The following is a 19,524-nucleotide window of genomic DNA, read 5'->3' as shown; positions in this document are numbered from 1 at the left end:
GACACCTCCTTACACTTGATATCGTTTCTCCAGAGCCGACAACTCCGGAAGTTTGACGAGCGATTGCCGCTCCTGCCACGAAAGCATGGGAATATCCACACTGGTGCCCGTCTCCATGAGCTTCCGGGCTGCTTCAAACGCAGCGCGCAGCGCTGCTCTCGGAATCGCGTTCGCGTAATAAATCAAGGAAAAACCAATTTCCTGCAGCTCCTGCTGGGGTAGAATCGGCGTCTTGCCGCCCTCTACCATGTTCGCCACCTGCGGCCAGGGCAGCTGCCCAATTCTCTTCATTTGATCGTACGTTTGAGGCGCTTCGACAAAGGTCACGTCCGCACCGGCCTCGTGGTATTGATGCGCGCGCTCAATCGCAGCCTCAATCCCATCCACTGCGATGGCATCCGTACGCGCCACAATGATCACGTCTTCATTGACCCGGCTGTCCGTCGCCGCCTTGATTTTCTGGACCATTTCGTCCGCCGGAATGACCTGCTTATGGTCAAAGTGTCCGCACCGCTTGGGGAACACCTGGTCTTCCAGCATGATGCCCGCGGCGCCCGCTCGTTCCAGTTCGCGTACGGTGCGAATCACGTTCAAGGGATTCCCATACCCCGTATCCGCGTCCACCAACACTGGAATGGACACGGCAGACGTCACCTCCGCCGTCACTTCCACGACTTCGGTGAGCGTCGTCAGGCCGTAATCTGCAATCGCCAGTTTCCAATTGGAAATGCCGGCACCGCTTAAGAACACAACGGGAAAGCCGGTTTCTTCAATGACTCTGGCCATCACCGCATTGGGCGCACCCGGAACGATGGTCCCCTTTTGTTGATTGACAATCTCGCGCAAACGCTTTGCTGTACTCATATGAGTCCTCCTCCCGCTGCTGTGGAAGCATGTGCTTACAGGATACCAGACGCCCCACCACCGTGCGGGCGCCCGGATTCAATGCAGCTGATGAAAAGAAAGGGGCGCAGTCCGCAGCCCCGAAGAAATCAAGACGTTTGCGACAAGGGGAGGTGGTCTTTCAGGTACGAGATGACATCCAGACCGGCCCGGCGGCCAAACACCAGCCCCCGCAAAACGGAGGTCGCACCCGGGTACTTGCCATAGTACAGCCCGGTGATTTCACCCGCCGCATACAGGCCTGGAATCACTTCATCATCCGCGGACAGCACGCGCCCATTCACGTCCGTGGACAAGCCGCCGTACGAGAACACAATCGAGCAGACCACCGGGTAGGCGACGTAGGGTGCTTTGTCAATCGGGATCGCCCAGTTAGACTTCGGCGGCGTGATGTTGACGGCTTGTTTGCCGTCCTTTCGGTCCCAATGGAATTCCCCGGGTTGAATCGCCGCATTGTAGGCGCGAACGGTTTCCACAAGCGCTTCCACCGGAACATCAATTTTCTGCGCCAGCTCTTCCAAGGTATCCGCCTCGATGGGGGGTTGTTCGGTCTGCAATGCCCGTTCATAGTTGGGGATGTCGAACATTTTTTGGTCGCTGATCATATAGGCGATTCGCCCTGGCAGTTCAAAGTAGATTTTCCGCGCAACCGCTTCATACTGCTCGTCGACGGTTGACTCGCCCTCATCCACAAACCGCTTCCCATACTTGTCCACGAGAATGGCGTATGGATACGTCATGACGGTGGCTTCTTCGCGGTTGCTCCTGGGGTCCACAGGCTCGGCGTGGAAGGAGTCCCATTGCCCAGACACCTTGGCGCCGATGGCCATGGCCATGCGAATCGCCTCACCCTTGTTGTAGTGGCCGCCTTCTGCAATGGTCGGAATTTTGTGCGCATCTCGGCCAATGTACTGGGACATCATCTCCGGGTTGCCTTCAAAGCCACCCGCCGCCAAGATGACCGCTCGGGTCCCGAGACGCAGCGAGTGACCGCCCTTCACGCGGACGTTCAGCCCTTCGATGGCACCTTCGTCATCCAGCAGCAACTGCCATGCGGTGGTCTCATAGATGATTTGCACACCGAGCGCTTCGGCACGCCGGCTGAGTGCGTCAATTACCGCGCGGCCGCCGCCGACGGGCAGCATCCTGGGCTTGGACGAAGTCAGAAACATCGTCGGCAGATAATCGAAGTCGACCCCTTTTTCGTGCACCCATTGCAGGGTCTCGCCAGCCTCGCGGGCCAGCACTTCGATGTAGTCCCGGTCCGAATATCCGTCTGAGAACCGCACCATGTCTTCCACAAAATTTTCTGCGACCTGCGTCAGATTTTCCATGCGCAAGTAGGCAGCGGTCCACCGTGAATTGCCGCCTCTGTGGTCATAGTCGGCCCGTTCCAGGATGGCAATCCGTGCTGAACTCCCGCTTTTCCTCGCTTGCTCCGCAGCCGACAGCGCAGCAGCCGTCCCAGCCACGCCGCAGCCTACCACGACAATGTCAAAATCAAAATCGTTCGCCATCTGTCTACCTCCCCAAGAATGTCCGCTCGCCTGTGAGAAAGAGATGGTAGGCTCGCCGAGCTTCTTTGCCGTGACGCAGCCCGCACCGCCGCTTCCCCAAAAACAAGTGCAGACTTCACAAGATTTGGCTAAACTGGTGAAAGCATCAGTGTGTTCCGACAAGCAAAGCGACCCGGTCAACTGATTGCCCCGTTATGATGGGAATAGTATGATACGAGTCAGAGAAAGTCAATATTCGGTTTCATAATTCCGAAATTCGGACCTTTTGGGTGGTGCACAACGTGGCTAGAAACGAAGTCGTCGTCAAGTCTATGAACATCCTCAAACTCTTTGAGCAGCATGAGGCATTATCACTGAATGACATCGTCAACTTAACGGGATCGCCAAAGACTTCGGTGATGCGCATGATTCGGTCGCTCGAAGACATGGAGTTCATCTCCAAACGAGCCGACAAAAAGTACTGCCTTGGCCTTTCCTTTCTGCACTTCGGGCAACTGGTCGCAGAACGCCTCGATATCCGGCGCATTGCCCTGCCTTACATGATTGAGCTGCGCGATGAAGTCGACGAAGCGGTCGCTTTGGTGGTCCCGCATGGCGATGAGGCGATGTATGTGGAAAAAGTCGATACAAGCCAAATGGTCAGAGTCTACACGCGGGTCGGGCGGCGCGCCCCCTACTATGCCGGCGCGTGCCCGCGGATTCTCCTCGCGTTCATGGAACCAAGCCGTCGAGAGGCCTACATTGAGTCGGTCCAAATGGTGAAGATGGCGGCCGGAACCATCACCGACAAGGCCGTCCTTCGCCAAGTGCTGGAGGAGTCCAGAAAAAACGGGTACTCGATGAGTTTCTCCGAACTCGAAACCGGCGCAGCCGCCATCGCAGCCCCCATTTTCAACCATCAGGGGACCGTGGTCGGCGGGTTGAGCATCCTCGCAACCGATTATCGAATCCGGGAATATCAGGAACAAGGCGGCGATTTAGCCAACCGCGTGAAACAAAAGGCCAATCAAGTTTCAAAAGAACTCGGTTGGATGCCCAGAGACTGACGTCTCCCTTCCACTGACATCCCGTTGTTTCAACCTTTGACGTCTGGTATGACGGCCCTGTCACAGGGCCCTTTTTTTCATTCTTTTTCATAATTGCATTTATCGTTTGACCATAGTAAAATCTCCTCATCGTTGTATCGTTATTCGGTATCAAAGGTCCGAAATTCGGTACAAATCCCAAATGCACGTCCTGATGTCCGTCATCTATCCACCATCGATCTTTGATTTTGTAGTTCGTGACAGCGTTTACCCGGGAGATTCAACTCAGGACGGTGGAGGTGGTTCCAAACGTGTAAGCGTTCGCACATCGCTTTGCAGCCAGGCGCCCAGCAGCGCCCAATATGATTCAGCACTTCGAATGTGAGGAAAGGGAGGTTTTCTACGATGTCTACGCAATTTATGTACGAGTCGCAGAAAATGGGCCGCACGCAGTATCAGGCCTTTTTCGCAGCACTCATTGGCTGGGTGTTCGACTACTATGAAGTCTTCTTGCTCAGCTTCGTCATCATTCCCATGGCCCATTCACTCCACCTGAGTACTGGCCAAACGGCTGCGCTGGAGTCCATTCAGCTGGCCGGCCTCGCCCTCGGCGGCATGTTGTTCGGGGTGCTTGGCGACCGCGTCGGCCGCAAGGGCATGCTCATGTACACCGTCATCCTGTACGGCATCGGCACCTTGATGCGCGCGTTTTCGTTCGATTACGCTTGGCTCGTGATTTGGACAGGCATCGCAGGGTTTGGCATCGGCGGCGAGTACGGCGTCGGACAAGCCCTCGTCAGCGAAATTGTGCCCTCGAAACAACGCGGCTTCTGGAGCGGCCTGCTGTACGGCGGCATCTTCATCGGGATCGCCGGCGGAGCTGCCGTGGGTGGATACGTTCTGCCGGTCGTTGGCTGGCGCTGGACCTTCGCGCTGTCGGCCATTCCCGCCCTGTTAGCCGCCTACATTCGCGGCCGGATTGACGAATCGGATGTGTGGGAACAAAAGGTCGCCAAACGCAAACGTCCCTTGCAAACCGCAAAATATGGCGCGAAACGCTTCTGGCTGCCCTTCATCATCTGCTTAATCGCATCCGTCTTCCAGTTCTTTGCCTACTATGGGATCACGACGTTTTTACCCACCTACCTGGTCGACAACGAGCACTTCAGCATGGGTCACGCCGCGTGGTGGCTGTTCTTCACAGCCTTTGCCGGATTGGTCGGCGCAGTGGTGGGCGGATACACGGCGGACAAGTGGGGGCGCCGAATCACCCTCTGTTACCTGGCATTCATCGCCGCACTCGGAGGCTTGTGGCTGTTCTTGAGCTGGAAATCGCTGCTCAATTCTTCCCTGATTTTGATTCCGTTCTTCCTGCTCTACTTCGGGTCCAACGGCGCCACCGTTTTCGGTTCACTCTTCAGTGAGATGTTCCCAACAGACATCCGCAGCACCGGGGTGTCCTGGTCCTTGCAAATCGGTCGAGGATTGGCTTTCATTCCACCCTTGATTACCGCAGCCATCTTCCCAATCTATGGCTACAAACCCATCATCCTCATCGGTGCAGCTGAATTCATGGCACTGGGGTTGTGGGCTTGGGTATTCCGGGAGACCAAGGACATCTCGCTGGACAGCCTCGATGAGCCCATCACGGACGATCACGCTGCCGCCGCCGCACCGGTGGAAGTATAGGGTTCCGTTAGCAAGGTACGGAGCGCGTCGTTTGGACGAAGCACAACCTACGCGCGCAGCACCCGTCCCATCATCCAAAAATGCACCGAGCTGTCCTTGCGCCAACACAGGACAGCTCGGTGTTTGCGTGATTCAGTCCGCTGGCTTGAGAAACCCGACAAGTTCATCTATCAGCGCAGATTCCCATTCCGCGCGGTCAAACGTGTGATTTGCCCCCTCGATGCAGCGGACCTGGGCGCGTCCGAAATACGCCTGCGTTTGATATGCCTCCGCCGTTTCGCTCGGCACCACCTCATCCGCACGCCCGTGCACAATGAGGACCGGCCCCTTGTACGCCTGGGCTCGCGGGTACACATCGAACGTACACAAGTCCTCAAGCAGGGCGCGAGACACCCAGTTGCCCTGATAGTCGTAGGCAGCAGCTGGTGCGTGGACATCCGCTCCGCTCTCCCGCAAGAGCCCGGACACAATCTCCTGCACGTTGCCCCCAGCGGCTGCCATCAGCACAAGCTTGTGCACATCCGACGGGCGGTCCCCCGCCACCTGACTGGCAATCAGCCCACCCATGCTCAACCCGGCCAAAGCCACCCGTGAACGGTCTACCCTTGCATCGGCCAACACCCCGTCCAGAATGGCATGCGCTTCGGCGATTTCACCGGAAATGGTCACCTCTTCAAAATCCCCGTCACTCTCGCCGCTCCCTGAAAAGTCAAAGCGAAAGCTGGCGATGCCCAGTTGTTCCAGCCGACGGCAAATCTTCACGAACAAACGGTGGGGCTCAATCCGGGTTGCGGTAAACCCGTGATAGAGAACCACCGCAGGAAATGGCCCCGGCCCCGCTGGCACATGTTCGGTCCCGCGCAAGATTCTCCCCTGGTGAATCCGTTCAATGGCCTTCTGCGTCACACGCTTCCCCCCAAACATGCACTGCTCGCCGTCACCGGCGCTGCCGCAAACCGAACTGCCTCAACTTCCGCACCACCGTAGACTGGCTCACGCCCAAGCGGGCCGCAATCTCCCGGGTACTCGCCCCATCCGCAAGCGCCTGACGATACAGCTCGCGCTCTGTGCCGTGGATGTACGCTTTCAACGTCTGACCCGGCAGCGCTCGCCCCGGCGCAACGACCTGCACATCTTGTGCATGCTGCGCAAGGTCGGTGCCGTCAGAAGCGAAACCTGACGACGGCCCGTCGTGGGCATCGCCGCGCAAAGCCTCGTGCGCCGTACCCATCAGGTCCTGCGGCAGATGATGCGGCCCAATGGTGGGCTCGTCCGTGGTAATTACCAAGTACTCTATCATATTTTCCAATTCGCGAATATTCCCCGGCCACGGATACGCAGTCAAGGAAGCGAGCGCTGCCTGGCTCCACGCCCGCGTATCCTTTCCGTGCAGTTGAACGAAGTGTTCCAGATATACCTCGCAAAGACGCGCAATGTCCTCCTTGCGCTCGCGCAGCGGCGGAATGTGAAGCGTCACGACATTCAAGCGATAGTACAAATCCGCGCGAAATGTTCCAGCTGCAACCATCTCCCGCAGGCTGCGGTTCGTCGCCGTGATGATGCGCGCATCCAGGTATGCGGGACGCGTCGAGCCGATTCGTTCAATTCGGTGCTCCTGAATCAAATCGAGCAATTTTCCCTGTAGATGTAGCGGCAATTCGCCAATTTCGTTGAGAAAGAGCGTCCCGCCCTGCGCCAGTTCCACTTTGCCTGGTTTTCCCTCGCGCCTGGCACCGGTGAAGGAACCCCGCTCGTACCCAAATAATTCACTTTCCAGCAAGGCTTCCGGAATCGATGCACAGTTGATCTCGACGAACGGCCCAGCGGAACGTTGACTCGCGTCATGAATGGATTTTGCGACTCGGTTCTTCCCCACACCCGTTTCGCCCAAAATCATGACCGCCGCTTCCGTACGCGCGACACGAAGCGCCAAATCCATGCACCGGCGCATCGCAGGGCTGCCGGAAATAAACGGAGCCGGCAAAGTTCTGTGCGGATTCGGCACATCGCTGCCGGTTCGTCCAGGCAGCGTCAGCAGTTCCAACTCTGTCACATCCTTGGCGTACGATATGACACGCTTGATAGAACCGTCCGGATTGAAGATGGCGTTCCCGGTGGAAATGAGGCGCCTGCCATCCACCGTATTTTGCAGCACAGTTTGCTGGGTGCGGTGGCGCAGCACCAGGGCCGTGACCGACGGGTAAAAAATCCGTTGATGCTCCAACTCGAACACGGACTTGCCGACCAAGCCGCCGACCAAGGGGCCATAGAGCTGCTCAACCTTGTCATTCACTTGCAGCGTGATGCCTTCCCCATCCGTGATGTACCACTCATCCAGGGAAGAGTTGATGAGTTCCGCGAGCTCTGTGTTCTCCTGTTTCAACGCCCAAATCGTGTTCTCGTCCGGTCCCTCAGGCAGGCGAATGCACTCAATGAGCGTTCGGTCCGGACCAAACGGACCCTTGTGCATGATGTAGGAATAGCCTTGCGGAAGATTGTGTTCATGGTTCCAGGTATCGAGGTCGACCCCCGAACAGACCGTGACCTTCGCGGCCTGATTCGCCCATTCCAGCTGTCCTGCACGATTCACCAGCAGGATGGGCGTGTCGAGTACATTCAGGACATCCAGGAGTTCCATGTCGCAGCCCCCTCGCCGATAAGCCCATGTTACCCGACATTGAGTCAAAATTAAATCAAAAATCTTCATTTTGACTCAACACAGAACCCTAAATGAACCAATTTTGCATCAACGGCCGCAGACCCGCGTCTCAGCCGCGCTCCCACACGTCCTCTGCAGAACATCTTTAACCACCCAGAAATCCGCGTGAGACCGCAGGCTGACGGACAAAACACGCCTGTGACGGCACGTGATGGCGGCGGTAGCGCAACCCTGGCACGCAATTTGCTGAACCATCCAGCAAGGTGCACGACGGCACGCACACCGATGCTATAGAGACACGATGGAGAGGAGCACTTCAAAATGGCGATGATCATGGACAAAAGGAAACGCTTGCAAGACAACACTGACATGACGCTTCCGTATTCCCTATACGTAGAAGAGCAGGTTCTGCATACCGAGTACGAACACATTTTCAAAAAGTCCTGGCAGTACGTGGGCCACGAGGCGCTGGTGGAGAAGCCTGGCGACTTTATCACCTGCACGATTGCCGACGAACCCATTGTCATCGTCCGGGGGAACGACCACGAGGTCCGGGCATTCTACAACGTCTGCCCGCATCGGGGCACAAAGCTGGTGCAGGACGAGGCGGGATCGAAGAAAATTTTCCAATGCATGTACCACGGCTGGACGTTTCACCTCAATGGCAGCCTGCATCAGGCACCCAATTTCAAGGGTGCGACGGGATTTTGTGCACAAGACCATTGTTTGAAGTCGGTGCACATTGCGATTGAGAATTCCTTGATGTTTGTCAATTTGAGCGAGGACCCCATACCCCTGGCGCAAGAGTTCGCGGACTTTTTCAATGACTTGAAGCAATTCAATTTCCTTTCGGAGTTAAGCCTGTATCATACTGAACAGCGCATCATTCACTGCAACTGGAAAACGTTCATTGACAACTATCTGGAGTGCGATCACTGCCCGATTGCCCATCCAGGGTTCGTGTCAACACTGGATATGACCAAGTATCAAATCATGAACCGTGACAAATGCAATATTCAGGGGTCAAACGTGAAAGAGACTCGCACGGACCTGGGTGACGCCGAAGTCCGGGAAGGCCGGTTCTACTGGCTGTGGCCGAATGTCATGTTCACCATCTACCCAGGTCCAGGAAATTTCCGATCGATTCAGATGATTCCAATCGATGCAGAAACCACGCTTGGCATTTACTCGGTGTACGTGAAGGGCGTGGAACCCACCGAGGAGCAAAAGCAGCTCATCGCGTTCGCGAAGACGGTCGCAGATGAAGATGTCGACCTGGTCGAGCTTCAGCAAGTCGGCCTGCGGTCGTCGGCATTTCGGCAAGGTGTGTACTCTCCAACAGAACATGGCCTGCGCCTGTTTCATGGACTGGTGCGTGAAGCGCTCAATTCGTGAAGCACGTAAATCGATGCGTAAAATGGGGGGATTCAATGTTAGTCGAAAAACGCAGTATTGATTTCATTCCCGAGGAAGAGCGGCACGGAAAGCCCCGAAGCTTGTTCAACATCTGGTTCAGCGGAAACATGCAGCTCACGCCCGTCATGACGGGCGCCGCGCTGCTGGCCCTCGGACTGAACGTCTTCTGGGCGGTTCTGGTGGTCATCGTGGGCAACTTGATTGGCGGGCTGTTCATGGCGACACACTCCGCGCAAGGGCCAAAGCTGGGGATTCCGCAAATGATTCAAAGCCGGGCCCAGTTCGGCGTCATCGGCGCGATCTTGCCGCTCATCCTGGTCATGGTGATGTACGTCGGGTCCGTCTACTACAGCGGACTGCTCGGCGCGCAGGCGATTCACAGCGCGATTCACGGCGTCCCCATCTGGCTGGCAATGGTCGTCCTGAACGCCGTCACCTTGCTCGTCACCACCTACGGGTACGATGTCATCCACACCGTGGAGAAATACTTTGCCATTATTTTCGCGCTCTTCTTCCTGTTCATTACCATTGAAGCGTTTCGCCTGCCCTTTCCAGCGCACAGCTGGTCTGTAAGCGGCTTCAAATTTGGACCCTTCATGATGGCGATGAGCATCTGCGTGAGCTGGCTGCTCACGTACGCCCCCTATGTGGCGGACTATTCGCGGTATTTGCCGAAGAACACCTCCAGCAAGGCGACGTTTGGCTGGACATACGCGGGCGGTGTCCTCGGTACCGCGTGGCCAATGTTGATTGGCGTCCTTCTGATTGCATCCACCTCGCGCTTCGGAGACGACCCGACCGGCGTGCTGGCACAAATGGTCGGCCCCGTCGCGGCCCCCATGTTGTACCTCGTCATCGTGCTGGGCATTTTGGGCGTCAACGTGCTGAATCTCTACTGCGCCTTCATGGCGACGGTCACCACGATTGAACCGTTCACCAAAATCAAAGTGACGCCGACCGCCCGCTTTGTTATTTTGGGTATGATTGACGCAGTGGCCACGTGGATCGGCATCCAGGGGCAAGGCAGCCTCATCACCATCATCGGCGACTTCATGCTGATGCTGCAGTACATCATGGTCCCCTGGAGTGCCATCAATCTGGTGGATTTCTATCTGCTGAGAAAGGGCAACTACAGCATCAAGGACATCTTCGATTTGAACGGAAAGTACGGCCGCTTTAACTGGATCTCGATTGGCGCATACCTGCTGACGATTGTCTGCGAGATTCCGTTCATGAATGTCGCCGGCATATACGAGGGACCCATCTCCAAGGCTTGGGGCCATGCAGATTTCGCCTGGATCATCGCACTGCTGCTGCCGTCCACCATCTACTACTTTGCCATGAAGCCGAGATTGGCTACCACAGGCGAACTTGAACAGGATGCTGTGGTTGCAAAGACCGCTGCACAGTAACCCTGTTGCAGCGAAAGAGAGGGAGAGAAGAACATGAACAAACACGCCATTGCAGTCATTCCTGGAGACGGCATCGGACAGGAAGTCGTCCCCGAAGCGTTAAAAGTGCTGGAAACGGCAGCCCAGATTCACGGCGGCATTGCCTTTGAATGGACCACATTCCCCTGGGGCTGTGAATATTACCTGCAGCATGAAACCATGATGCCCTCCGACGGCATTGAAACACTGAAATCCTTTGAACAGATTTTCCTCGGCGCAGTCGGCATGCCCGGCCTCGTACCCGACCACATCTCGCTTGGCGGCCTGTTGCTGAAAATCCGGCAGGAGCTGGAGCAGTCTATTAATGTTCGGCCAGCGAAGCTGCTCTGCGGCATGAAATCTCCGCTCGCCGACCCACAGTCCTTTGATATCCTGGTCGTCCGCGAAAATTCCGAAGGAGAGTACTCCGATGTCGGCGGACGCGTCCACAACGGCCCGGATGAAATGGCGCTGCAGACTTCCGTTTTTACGCGCAAGGCTTGTGCACGGGTGATGGAATATGCACTGTCGGTGGCACAGCGCCGAAGGCGTCATGTCACCAGCGCGACTAAGTCCAACGGACTCGCGCACAGCATGCCCTTCTGGGACGACGTGTTCCGCGACGTCAGCCAGGCTTACCCGGACATTCAAACCACCAGCATGCACATTGACGCGCTGGCGGCGCTGTTTGTCATGAAACCACACGTCCTCGACGTCGTTGTCGCATCAAACCTGTTCGGAGACATTCTCAGCGACATCGGAGGTGCCATCATGGGCAGCATCGGCATCGCCCCAGCGGCCAACCTCAACGTCGAGCGCAAGTACCCTTCCATGTTCGAACCCGTGCACGGGTCCGCGCCCGACATTGCAGGCAAGGGCATCGCCAATCCCATCGGGCAAATTTGGACGGCAAAAATGATGCTGGACTTCCTCGGGTATGAAGACATTGCATCGGTTGTGCTTTACGGCATCGAGGAAACGCTCGTGGAGAACGTGAAAACAGCCGACCTTGGCGGCAGTGCAACCATGACCGAGGTGACCGAACGGGTCATTGCACACATGAAAGCGGCGGCCAAGTAAGGCGGCGCAGCTACGCGGTAAGAACGGTCGAGATTGGACCTGCATCGTGATCGGACCTGTGTCGAGAGATTCGGTCAGATTTGTACAGGAGTGATTTTGCTTGAAAAAAGACCTATTCATCGATGGCAAATGGGTGCCAACGGACCAGTACACAACGCTGACCGCCCCCTGCGATGGCAGCCTTCATCGCGGAGATCCCGTCCGCCTCCCCGGCCGATATTCATGCGGCGATTGACGCTGCGGCACGGGCCGCGGCCGGGATGTGCGCTCGCTCAGTGATCCGACTTGATGCAGGGAGTGAAACGACACTCGACAGAATTGTGCCACTTCTCAGATCGCTCGCTCAGTGATCCGACCGTCTCAGTCAGGTGCAACCCAAAGGTACTGACGAAGTGCCACTTCTCAGATCGCTCGCTCAGTGATCCGACCGTTTAAGATTCCGAAGCCCACCGTGATTATGTCATCTGAGGTGCCACTTCTCAGATCGCTCGCTCAGTGATCCGACACTCCGTGGGAAACATCCGGACAAACGGCATACTACGGTGCCACTTCTCAGATCGCTCGCTCAGTGATCCGACGCGAAAATCTCATTCATATGGTTGCTCAGGGCATCGTGCCACTTCTCAGATCGCTCGCTCAGTGATCCGACCCAAAACGGGAAGCGCGAAGTCAGCGCTGGTTATGTGCCACTTCTCAGATCGCTCGCTCAGTGATCCGACATCAAAAGTTCATCCTCTCGTCGCAGCCAATCCGTGTGCCACTTCTCAGATCGCTCGCTCAGTGATCCGACTTAAATATCCTTCTCGAAATGTAAATAGTTATATCCGTGCCACTTCTCAGATCGCTCGCTCAGTGATCCGACGCTTGCACGTCCAGTCCTTCTCCTCTGCCAGAAACTCGTGTGCCACTTCTCAGATCGCTCGCTCAGTGATCCGACCCATCTCGATGATGTGCATCAGATGATCCCTTGTGAGTGCCACTTCTCAGATCGCTCGCTCAGTGATCCGACCGCACAACTTGCCTCCAACATCTGCGGCCTTGATCGGTGCCACTTCTCAGATCGCTCGCTCAGTGATCCGACACTCATCACGCCGATTGAATATTTCAGCATCAACTGTGCCACTTCTCAGATCGCTCGCTCAGTGATCCGACGTGGCGCCGGGGTTGCACCCGGAGGACGATAAGGGTGCCACTTCTCAGATCGCTCGCTCAGTGATCCGACCACGATGATGGGATCGGTACATCCTCAGTCCCAGACGGTGCCACTTCTCAGATCGCTCGCTCAGTGATCCGACGCATGTGCGAAATGTTACTTGATCTTCGTGACTTCAACGTGCCACTTCTCAGATCGCTCGCTCAGTGATCCGACCATCCGCGAGGAGGGCCTGTTGGTCGAGTACACCAACGTGCCACTTCTCAGATCGCTCGCTCAGTGATCCGACCGTCTCGGCAAACGGCGGAACTACAACTGAAGATTGTGCCACTTCTCAGATCGCTCGCTCAGTGATCCGACGTCACGGAGTGCACCGCGCCATGCGTTGCCATGATGTGCCACTTCTCAGATCGCTCGCTCAGTGATCCGACACGTTTGGCATACCTACGAGCACACCCGCTATGCGCCGTGCCACTTCTCAGATCGCTCGCTCAGTGATCCGACGTGAAAACACGCGCCGCCATCGCCAGCGCAACACCGGTGCCACTTCTCAGATCGCTCGCTCAGTGATCCGACCGCATGAGGCTGTACGGCTCGGCGATACGGTCAACGGTGCCACTTCTCAGATCGCTCGCTCAGTGATCCGACGGGACGCCCGAAGACGCCCCCGTTGTATTTGTTATCGTGCCACTTCTCAGATCGCTCGCTCAGTGATCCGACCTTCATGGGGGGTTCATCAGTATGAAACGCACAGTAGGTGCCACTTCTCAGATCGCTCGCTCAGTGATCCGACCGTTTGTAACGTGGAAGGTGTTTCGGGGAAAATAGTGCCACTTCTCAGATCGCTCGCTCAGTGATCCGACACACGCGGACGTCACGCGGACGTCACAAGATGCAATTCGTGCCACTTCTCAGATCGCTCGCTCAGTGATCCGACGTCATAGATAAGGGTACGGGCCGAGACCCGCACCCTCGTGCCACTTCTCAGATCGCTCGCTCAGTGATCCGACCGAGTACGCCGCTGTGAGCCGCAAGATCGCCGAGCGTGCCACTTCTCAGATCGCTCGCTCAGTGATCCGACGGTGGGGTGCAAATGGCGGCGTTATGAGGTGAATGTGCCACTTCTCAGATCGCTCGCTCAGTGATCCGACGCCATTGCATTCGTCATCACCTCGCAAAGTGCTGTGGTGCCACTTCTCAGATCGCTCGCTCAGTGATCCGACACTATAATGCGGAAGCATCTAAGAAAATCAGACTTGTGCCACTTCTCAGATCGCTCGCTCAGTGATCCGACATCGTCGGAACAACCGTTAAATGTTACGCAGGTATGTGCCACTTCTCAGATCGCTCGCTCAGTGATCCGACCGTTGCGCTAGAACGGCGTTTTCATGCTGAGTGACGTGCCACTTCTCAGATCGCTCGCTCAGTGATCCGACACTTGGCGGGTGTGGTGGAGAATGCTTCGTGGTATTGTGCCACTTCTCAGATCGCTCGCTCAGTGATCCGACCAACCCATTCTCAGCGGAGATAACTATTACTCACTTGGTGCCACTTCTCAGATCGCTCGCTCAGTGATCCGACAAAGTTGCCACGTTGTTACCTCCTTGCGGCATCCACAGTGCCACTTCTCAGATCGCTCGCTCAGTGATCCGACGCAAGGTTCGGTTTGACGATGAAATGGGCGTTGGAGTGCCACTTCTCAGATCGCTCGCTCAGTGATCCGACTCCGTATGCGCTTGTCATATTCCATGAATGGTTACGTGCCACTTCTCAGATCGCTCGCTCAGTGATCCGACGAAACCTGGCCCGGGTGTGGACGGGGAAGGTTGGCCGTGCCACTTCTCAGATCGCTCGCTCAGTGATCCGACGAAAGATGGTCAACCAAGAATGGGACCGCGAGTGGGATGTGCCACTTCTCAGATCGCTCGCTCAGTGATCCGACGTTCGCACCGGCATGTGGCCGTCGGGAAGCATACGTGCCACTTCTCAGATCGCTCGCTCAGTGATCCGACCCCTTACGCATCAGATTGTTGGAAACTGCCATAAGCGTGCCACTTCTCAGATCGCTCGCTCAGTGATCCGACAGGGCGAGCACTGACAACACGTCATCCATATGACGTGCCACTTCTCAGATCGCTCGCTCAGTGATCCGACTTCAACACCTGAGAAACCAAAGCGCAGCCGTTCAAAGTGCCACTTCTCAGATCGCTCGCTCAGTGATCCGACTACGCAAGCCCGCGCATTATACGCAAGAGGAATACGAGTGCCACTTCTCAGATCGCTCGCTCAGTGATCCGACCGAAGGACACAAAGGCGACTGGGCCTACGTTACTTGTGCCACTTCTCAGATCGCTCGCTCAGTGATCCGACTTCGCCTGTTTCCTCGTCCTGAACTTGGCCCTGCCAGGTGCCACTTCTCAGATCGCTCGCTCAGTGATCCGACCAGCCTGGTTCCGTGGGATGAGCAAAAGGAAGTGTTCGTGCCACTTCTCAGATCGCTCGCTCAGTGATCCGACTGGCCAAATCCGACAGCATGGGCGACGAATTGATCCGTGCCACTTCTCAGATCGCTCGCTCAGTGATCCGACATAGCTTCGACATCATCATCGACAACTCTGATCTTGTGCCACTTCTCAGATCGCTCGCTCAGTGATCCGACAACAGTCACCTGGGCGCTTGCTACGCGCGGGTCACCGTGCCACTTCTCAGATCGCTCGCTCAGTGATCCGACCCCGAGCGCGTACGATCCGGTGTTTTTACCGTCATCGTGCCACTTCTCAGATCGCTCGCTCAGTGATCCGACGCAGCCCCTTACCAACAACAACCCACCTGCGGCCGTGTGCCACTTCTCAGATCGCTCGCTCAGTGATCCGACGCAGGGTTGTGCATTACGTGCGTACTCACGGCACGATGTGCCACTTCTCAGATCGCTCGCTCAGTGATCCGACGGAGAGATTAGACGTTATAGTTGAGACCTCGCCAGTTGGTGCCACTTCTCAGATCGCTCGCTCAGTGATCCGACCCTAGGCCTAGGGGATCGTAGGAAATTCTACACAAGTGCCACTTCTCAGATCGCTCGCTCAGTGATCCGACTCCACCTGTAATTTGCAGCATCTAGCTTTTCAATGTGCCACTTCTCAGATCGCTCGCTCAGTGATCCGACGTTCACCTCCTTGAGACTCCGTTCTCGTTGACTGAGTGCCACTTCTCAGATCGCTCGCTCAGTGATCCGACGGCGGTGCGCTTGAAATCAACTGGTACGGTGGCCTCGTGCCACTTCTCAGATCGCTCGCTCAGTGATCCGACAAGATCCTTTACCATACATTCAGCAGTTTACTAATTTGTGCCACTTCTCAGATCGCTCGCTCAGTGATCCGACGTAAAACCACCTGCAAGTGTCGCCGCCAATCCTGCATGTGCCACTTCTCAGATCGCTCGCTCAGTGATCCGACCTTATTTTCATGGCAAGGCTGTATGCAAAGAGTGCGTGCCACTTCTCAGATCGCTCGCTCAGTGATCCGACGCTTGCCGGCAGAAATGCACGACATTCGATCACTGGAGTGCCACTTCTCAGATCGCTCGCTCAGTGATCCGACCAAGCTCCGAATAAGACGGAAGAATCATATGATCGGTGCCACTTCTCAGATCGCTCGCTCAGTGATCCGACGTTTCCAGACACGTTCTCACCTCACCCTTAATTCTAGTGCCACTTCTCAGATCGCTCGCTCAGTGATCCGACCGCCGGCGCTGTCTGGTGGTGGCCGATGGCTTCTTTGTGCCACTTCTCAGATCGCTCGCTCAGTGATCCGACGCGGATCCGTCAAACAGGCGATTTACGACGTGGCGGTGTGCCACTTCTCAGATCGCTCGCTCAGTGATCCGACACATGTCGAGACTGTTCAATGCGCTCAGAACCATGTGCCACTTCTCAGATCGCTCGCTCAGTGATCCGACGTACGCGTGGTATCGCATGACGCGCTCTCTTATCCGTGCCACTTCTCAGATCGCTCGCTCAGTGATCCGACGATACGGTTGTCATCGATGAGCTGTCGAGCTTTAAGTGCCACTTCTCAGATCGCTCGCTCAGTGATCCGACGAAAGGCAAACGTGTTCCTGATATTGACAACATCGGCGTGCCACTTCTCAGATCGCTCGCTCAGTGATCCGACCGGTCCGTATATCGGTATCAAACCGTCATTTTATCAGTGCCACTTCTCAGATCGCTCGCTCAGTGATCCGACAGCGGGCGCTCGCAGCCCTTGAACCACGCGGAGAGTCAAGCCCATTAACGAGCACTTGATTTTTAACATCGACTTCGTCCCGTTTCAGTCTCGTTCTCTCCTGTCGTTTTCGCCGCGAATCCATTGTCCCACCTATGCTTCGAGCGCCTCCCAGGGTTTTCGCCCTGAGCAGGCGCTCGAAAGGTCAGAACACTGAGCGAGCGTTCTTTGAGAAGCTCAACAGGCTTTGTCACTTGGAAAGTGGCCATTGGCACGCCTGTTGATAAATCTGTCCTTTAGACAGACTCTATTTTACCCATTTTTCAGATTCACATCAATCCTTCACAAGCCCCGCTGCCGCAAATTTATCTGTCCATATTGACTACCTCACGCTTCACTTGACCTCAGAACACGAATCCCCTCAAATCCAATGGTATGAAGTCCCGCCCAATAAACGACATATTCCTCTCTGCTGCATTCGACTGCACGGTTCCAAGTCTTGCAAAAATGACTTGATCGACCGACTGATGAATCACATCCAATAGCAACTGCTTCAACTCAGCCTCATCCTGGTCGGTGAGTTGGCATAGGAACACCGAATACTGCACGTGCATGCCATAGCCTCGAACGATTTTGTATACCTTTCTCCAGCGTTTTTGATCACTGATATCGTAACTCACCAATACATATCGGCGCATCGCCCATCACCTCGTAACAATTGGGCGATACGCCGGCAATTCGCCCATCAGATAGCGCGACAGGAAGCGCGCTTCTAGTTCCAGCATTCGGCGGTAACTTAATTTGTACCCAAACACTGGATGTGTCACGGTCTCATGCATGCGCCGCTCAAACGCCTGGAAAAACCGTTTCCGTCCAGGCAGCTTCAGCGAACAGGACTCCTGCCCAAGGTAGAAGTCATCCCAGGCAATTTCACCGGTGTTCAATGTTCGAATAACCACCGAATCCGCGACGATCGCCCGAAACGGCTCCATCATGTCCAGCACCAGCGACGGGCGCCCTGTTTCAATCCGATGGTAAAAACCCATCAGGGGGTCGAGGCCCACCGCAGCCAAGGCTGCATACATCTCCCGTTCCAGCAAGGAGTATCCGAGTGACAACAAAGCATTGACCGGGTCCTTCGGAGGGCGGCGATTTCTGCCGTTCATCAGCGTTTCGCCAGCAGGAACGTCTTTCACTTTCAACATCATCGGAAACGCCTGCATATACTGTTTCGCCGCAATTCCTTCGATACCGAGCAGCGAGTCAATGGAAGAGGCCTTTTCTGCACGTCGGGCGTGCTCGAACAAATCTTTGAGAACGACCTTTTCCAAACCGGATGCATTACGACGAAGCATCGTGCGCTGATTGAGAATTTTGGCGCGGACAACATATCTCGCAAGCATCAGCCGATCACGCTCGTCACCGAACCGCTTGAACTGCTCACGCCGCACCAAGACGTTTTTCGAAATCAAGTTGTGGTTCATCCCGACAAGACGCCCGGCGGCGGTGAGGTAGCTGATGGGGATGCCAGATTCCATGCAGTCGTGTACTAACTGAGTTGAAATCTGAACATTCCCAAAGATTGAGATGTGCCGAATATCTTTTAACGGGACGGTCGATTCGATGCCCTCTTTCGACGTGATGGTCAACTCGTAACCACGCTTTCCGAGCCGGCTGCCAGGCTCCGAAACATACACGGTCCCTAAGTCATCTCGGCTCGGAACAATATCTCTTATCGGCGCATCTTCTCCGTCCGGATTCGTCAAGCGAATCGTCTCGTCCGGCAAACAGACACCGTTCAACGAGCATCGGAAACACTTGTCGGAATTCAACAGCGGCAGTGGCATTGGAGCCTGCTCCAACTCGTGTGCTCTCCGGATGGTGGCGACTGTCGCGGCAATCAAATTGTCGGAAAACACAATCCGAACCGTTCGTCTGTTTCCTCGGTAGAACAACTGGCCCGCAATCGTCGGAAATCCATTGGCTCTGAGCAACAACCCCTGTGCACATAACTGTATCTGGTCATTCGGCCACGCCGTGCCATCCAATTCCCACCCGCCGATGTGAAATGAACGGTCACCGTTTGGCGCACTTGAATGTTTCGCTTCAACGGGCTCCCAATACCCGTTTTCCTGATAGCGAATGGCATCCAATTTGCCCACGATGCCCAAATCCTCGTCGCCCAAATGGAGACTCTGCGGTGCAGCATCCCACACATCCTGCCCCAGGTCGGACGGTCTTCGGCGCCGTTCGGCCCGGTCGTGCTGACCGCTGCCTTCCACTGTGTCCGCGGATTTTTCGAATAACCCCTGCACGTGCATCAAATGATACAAGCGTTCACAATAAGAGAGTTCATTCAGCATTCGAATCGGTATGGCCATGTCGCTCACTCCACCCGCAGGCAGTCTGGTGCCATCACCGCGCTGTACATC

The 19,524-nt window shown here is 55.9% G+C and carries 11 protein-coding genes and 1 CRISPR repeat array; of the genes, 5 read left to right on the top strand and 6 right to left on the bottom strand.

The window, feature by feature from the left end; translation table 11 throughout:
* Positions 1-9: 9 nt before the first annotated feature.
* Both JI721_RS06600 and tcuA read right to left on the bottom strand, forming a co-directional pair.
* Positions 10-864 (bottom strand): isocitrate lyase/PEP mutase family protein, encoded by an 855-nt coding sequence (locus JI721_RS06600; RefSeq protein ID WP_274457255.1) that lies wholly within the window; start codon positions 862-864, stop codon positions 10-12.
* A 128-nt stretch (positions 865-992) separates the two neighbouring features.
* Entirely contained in the window at positions 993-2,420 is a 1,428-nt protein-coding gene (gene tcuA / locus JI721_RS06595; protein ID WP_274457254.1) for an FAD-dependent tricarballylate dehydrogenase TcuA, read from the bottom strand.
* 281 nt (positions 2,421-2,701) lie between these two features.
* On the opposite strand from tcuA, the gene JI721_RS06590 reads away from it, so the two are divergent.
* On the top strand, positions 2,702-3,466 hold the full coding sequence (locus JI721_RS06590; RefSeq protein WP_407654079.1) for an IclR family transcriptional regulator: 765 nt from the start codon (positions 2,702-2,704) through the stop codon (positions 3,464-3,466).
* Positions 3,467-3,850: 384 nt separating this feature from the next.
* A complete protein-coding gene (locus tag JI721_RS06585; protein WP_274457253.1) occupies positions 3,851-5,134 on the top strand; it encodes an MFS transporter in 1,284 nt (427 codons plus the stop codon).
* Positions 5,135-5,266: 132 nt separating this feature from the next.
* Here JI721_RS06585 and JI721_RS06580 read toward each other — a convergent pair whose 3' ends face one another.
* Together JI721_RS06580 and JI721_RS06575 are read right to left on the bottom strand one after the other, a co-directional pair.
* A complete protein-coding gene (locus tag JI721_RS06580; protein WP_274457252.1) occupies positions 5,267-6,040 on the bottom strand; it encodes an alpha/beta hydrolase family protein in 774 nt (257 codons plus the stop codon).
* Positions 6,041-6,071: 31 nt separating this feature from the next.
* Complete coding sequence (locus JI721_RS06575; RefSeq protein ID WP_274457251.1) at positions 6,072-7,772, bottom strand: sigma-54 interaction domain-containing protein; 1,701 nt, start codon at positions 7,770-7,772, stop codon at positions 6,072-6,074.
* Positions 7,773-8,114: 342 nt separating this feature from the next.
* Between JI721_RS06575 and JI721_RS06570 the strand changes: the two genes are divergently transcribed.
* From JI721_RS06570 to JI721_RS06560, 3 genes are read left to right on the top strand one after another with little or no spacing between them, the layout of a single operon-like run.
* Positions 8,115-9,188: an aromatic ring-hydroxylating oxygenase subunit alpha gene (locus JI721_RS06570; protein ID WP_274457250.1), complete on the top strand. Its 1,074-nt coding sequence runs from the start codon at positions 8,115-8,117 to the stop codon at positions 9,186-9,188.
* A gap of 35 nt (positions 9,189-9,223) precedes the next feature.
* Complete coding sequence (locus JI721_RS06565) at positions 9,224-10,621, top strand: purine-cytosine permease family protein (protein ID WP_274457249.1); 1,398 nt, start codon at positions 9,224-9,226, stop codon at positions 10,619-10,621.
* Positions 10,622-10,654: 33 nt separating this feature from the next.
* Positions 10,655-11,719 (top strand): tartrate dehydrogenase, encoded by a 1,065-nt coding sequence (locus JI721_RS06560; RefSeq protein ID WP_274457248.1) that lies wholly within the window; start codon positions 10,655-10,657, stop codon positions 11,717-11,719.
* Positions 11,720-12,039: 320 nt separating this feature from the next.
* Positions 12,040-17,113: a CRISPR direct-repeat array (repeat unit 36 nt; unit sequence GTGCCACTTCTCAGATCGCTCGCTCAGTGATCCGAC).
* Positions 17,114-17,496: 383 nt separating this feature from the next.
* On the opposite strand, the gene cas2 is transcribed toward JI721_RS06560, so the two are convergent.
* Entirely contained in the window at positions 17,497-17,790 is a 294-nt protein-coding gene (gene cas2 / locus JI721_RS06555) for a CRISPR-associated endonuclease Cas2 (RefSeq protein ID WP_274457247.1), read from the bottom strand.
* A 6-nt stretch (positions 17,791-17,796) separates the two neighbouring features.
* Positions 17,797-19,473 carry a CRISPR-associated endonuclease Cas4g/Cas1g gene (gene cas4g/cas1g, locus JI721_RS06550; protein ID WP_274457246.1) on the bottom strand — a complete coding sequence of 559 codons (1,677 nt, stop codon included), beginning with the start codon at positions 19,471-19,473 and terminating at the stop codon, positions 17,797-17,799.
* Positions 19,474-19,524 lie beyond the last annotated feature (51 nt).

This window comes from Alicyclobacillus cycloheptanicus (assembly GCF_028751525.1).
GTDB lineage: Bacteria > Bacillota > Bacilli > Alicyclobacillales > Alicyclobacillaceae > Alicyclobacillus_L > Alicyclobacillus_L cycloheptanicus.
Note: the sequence above shows the minus strand (reverse complement) of the source record. Positions and strands in the feature narration are given on the sequence as shown.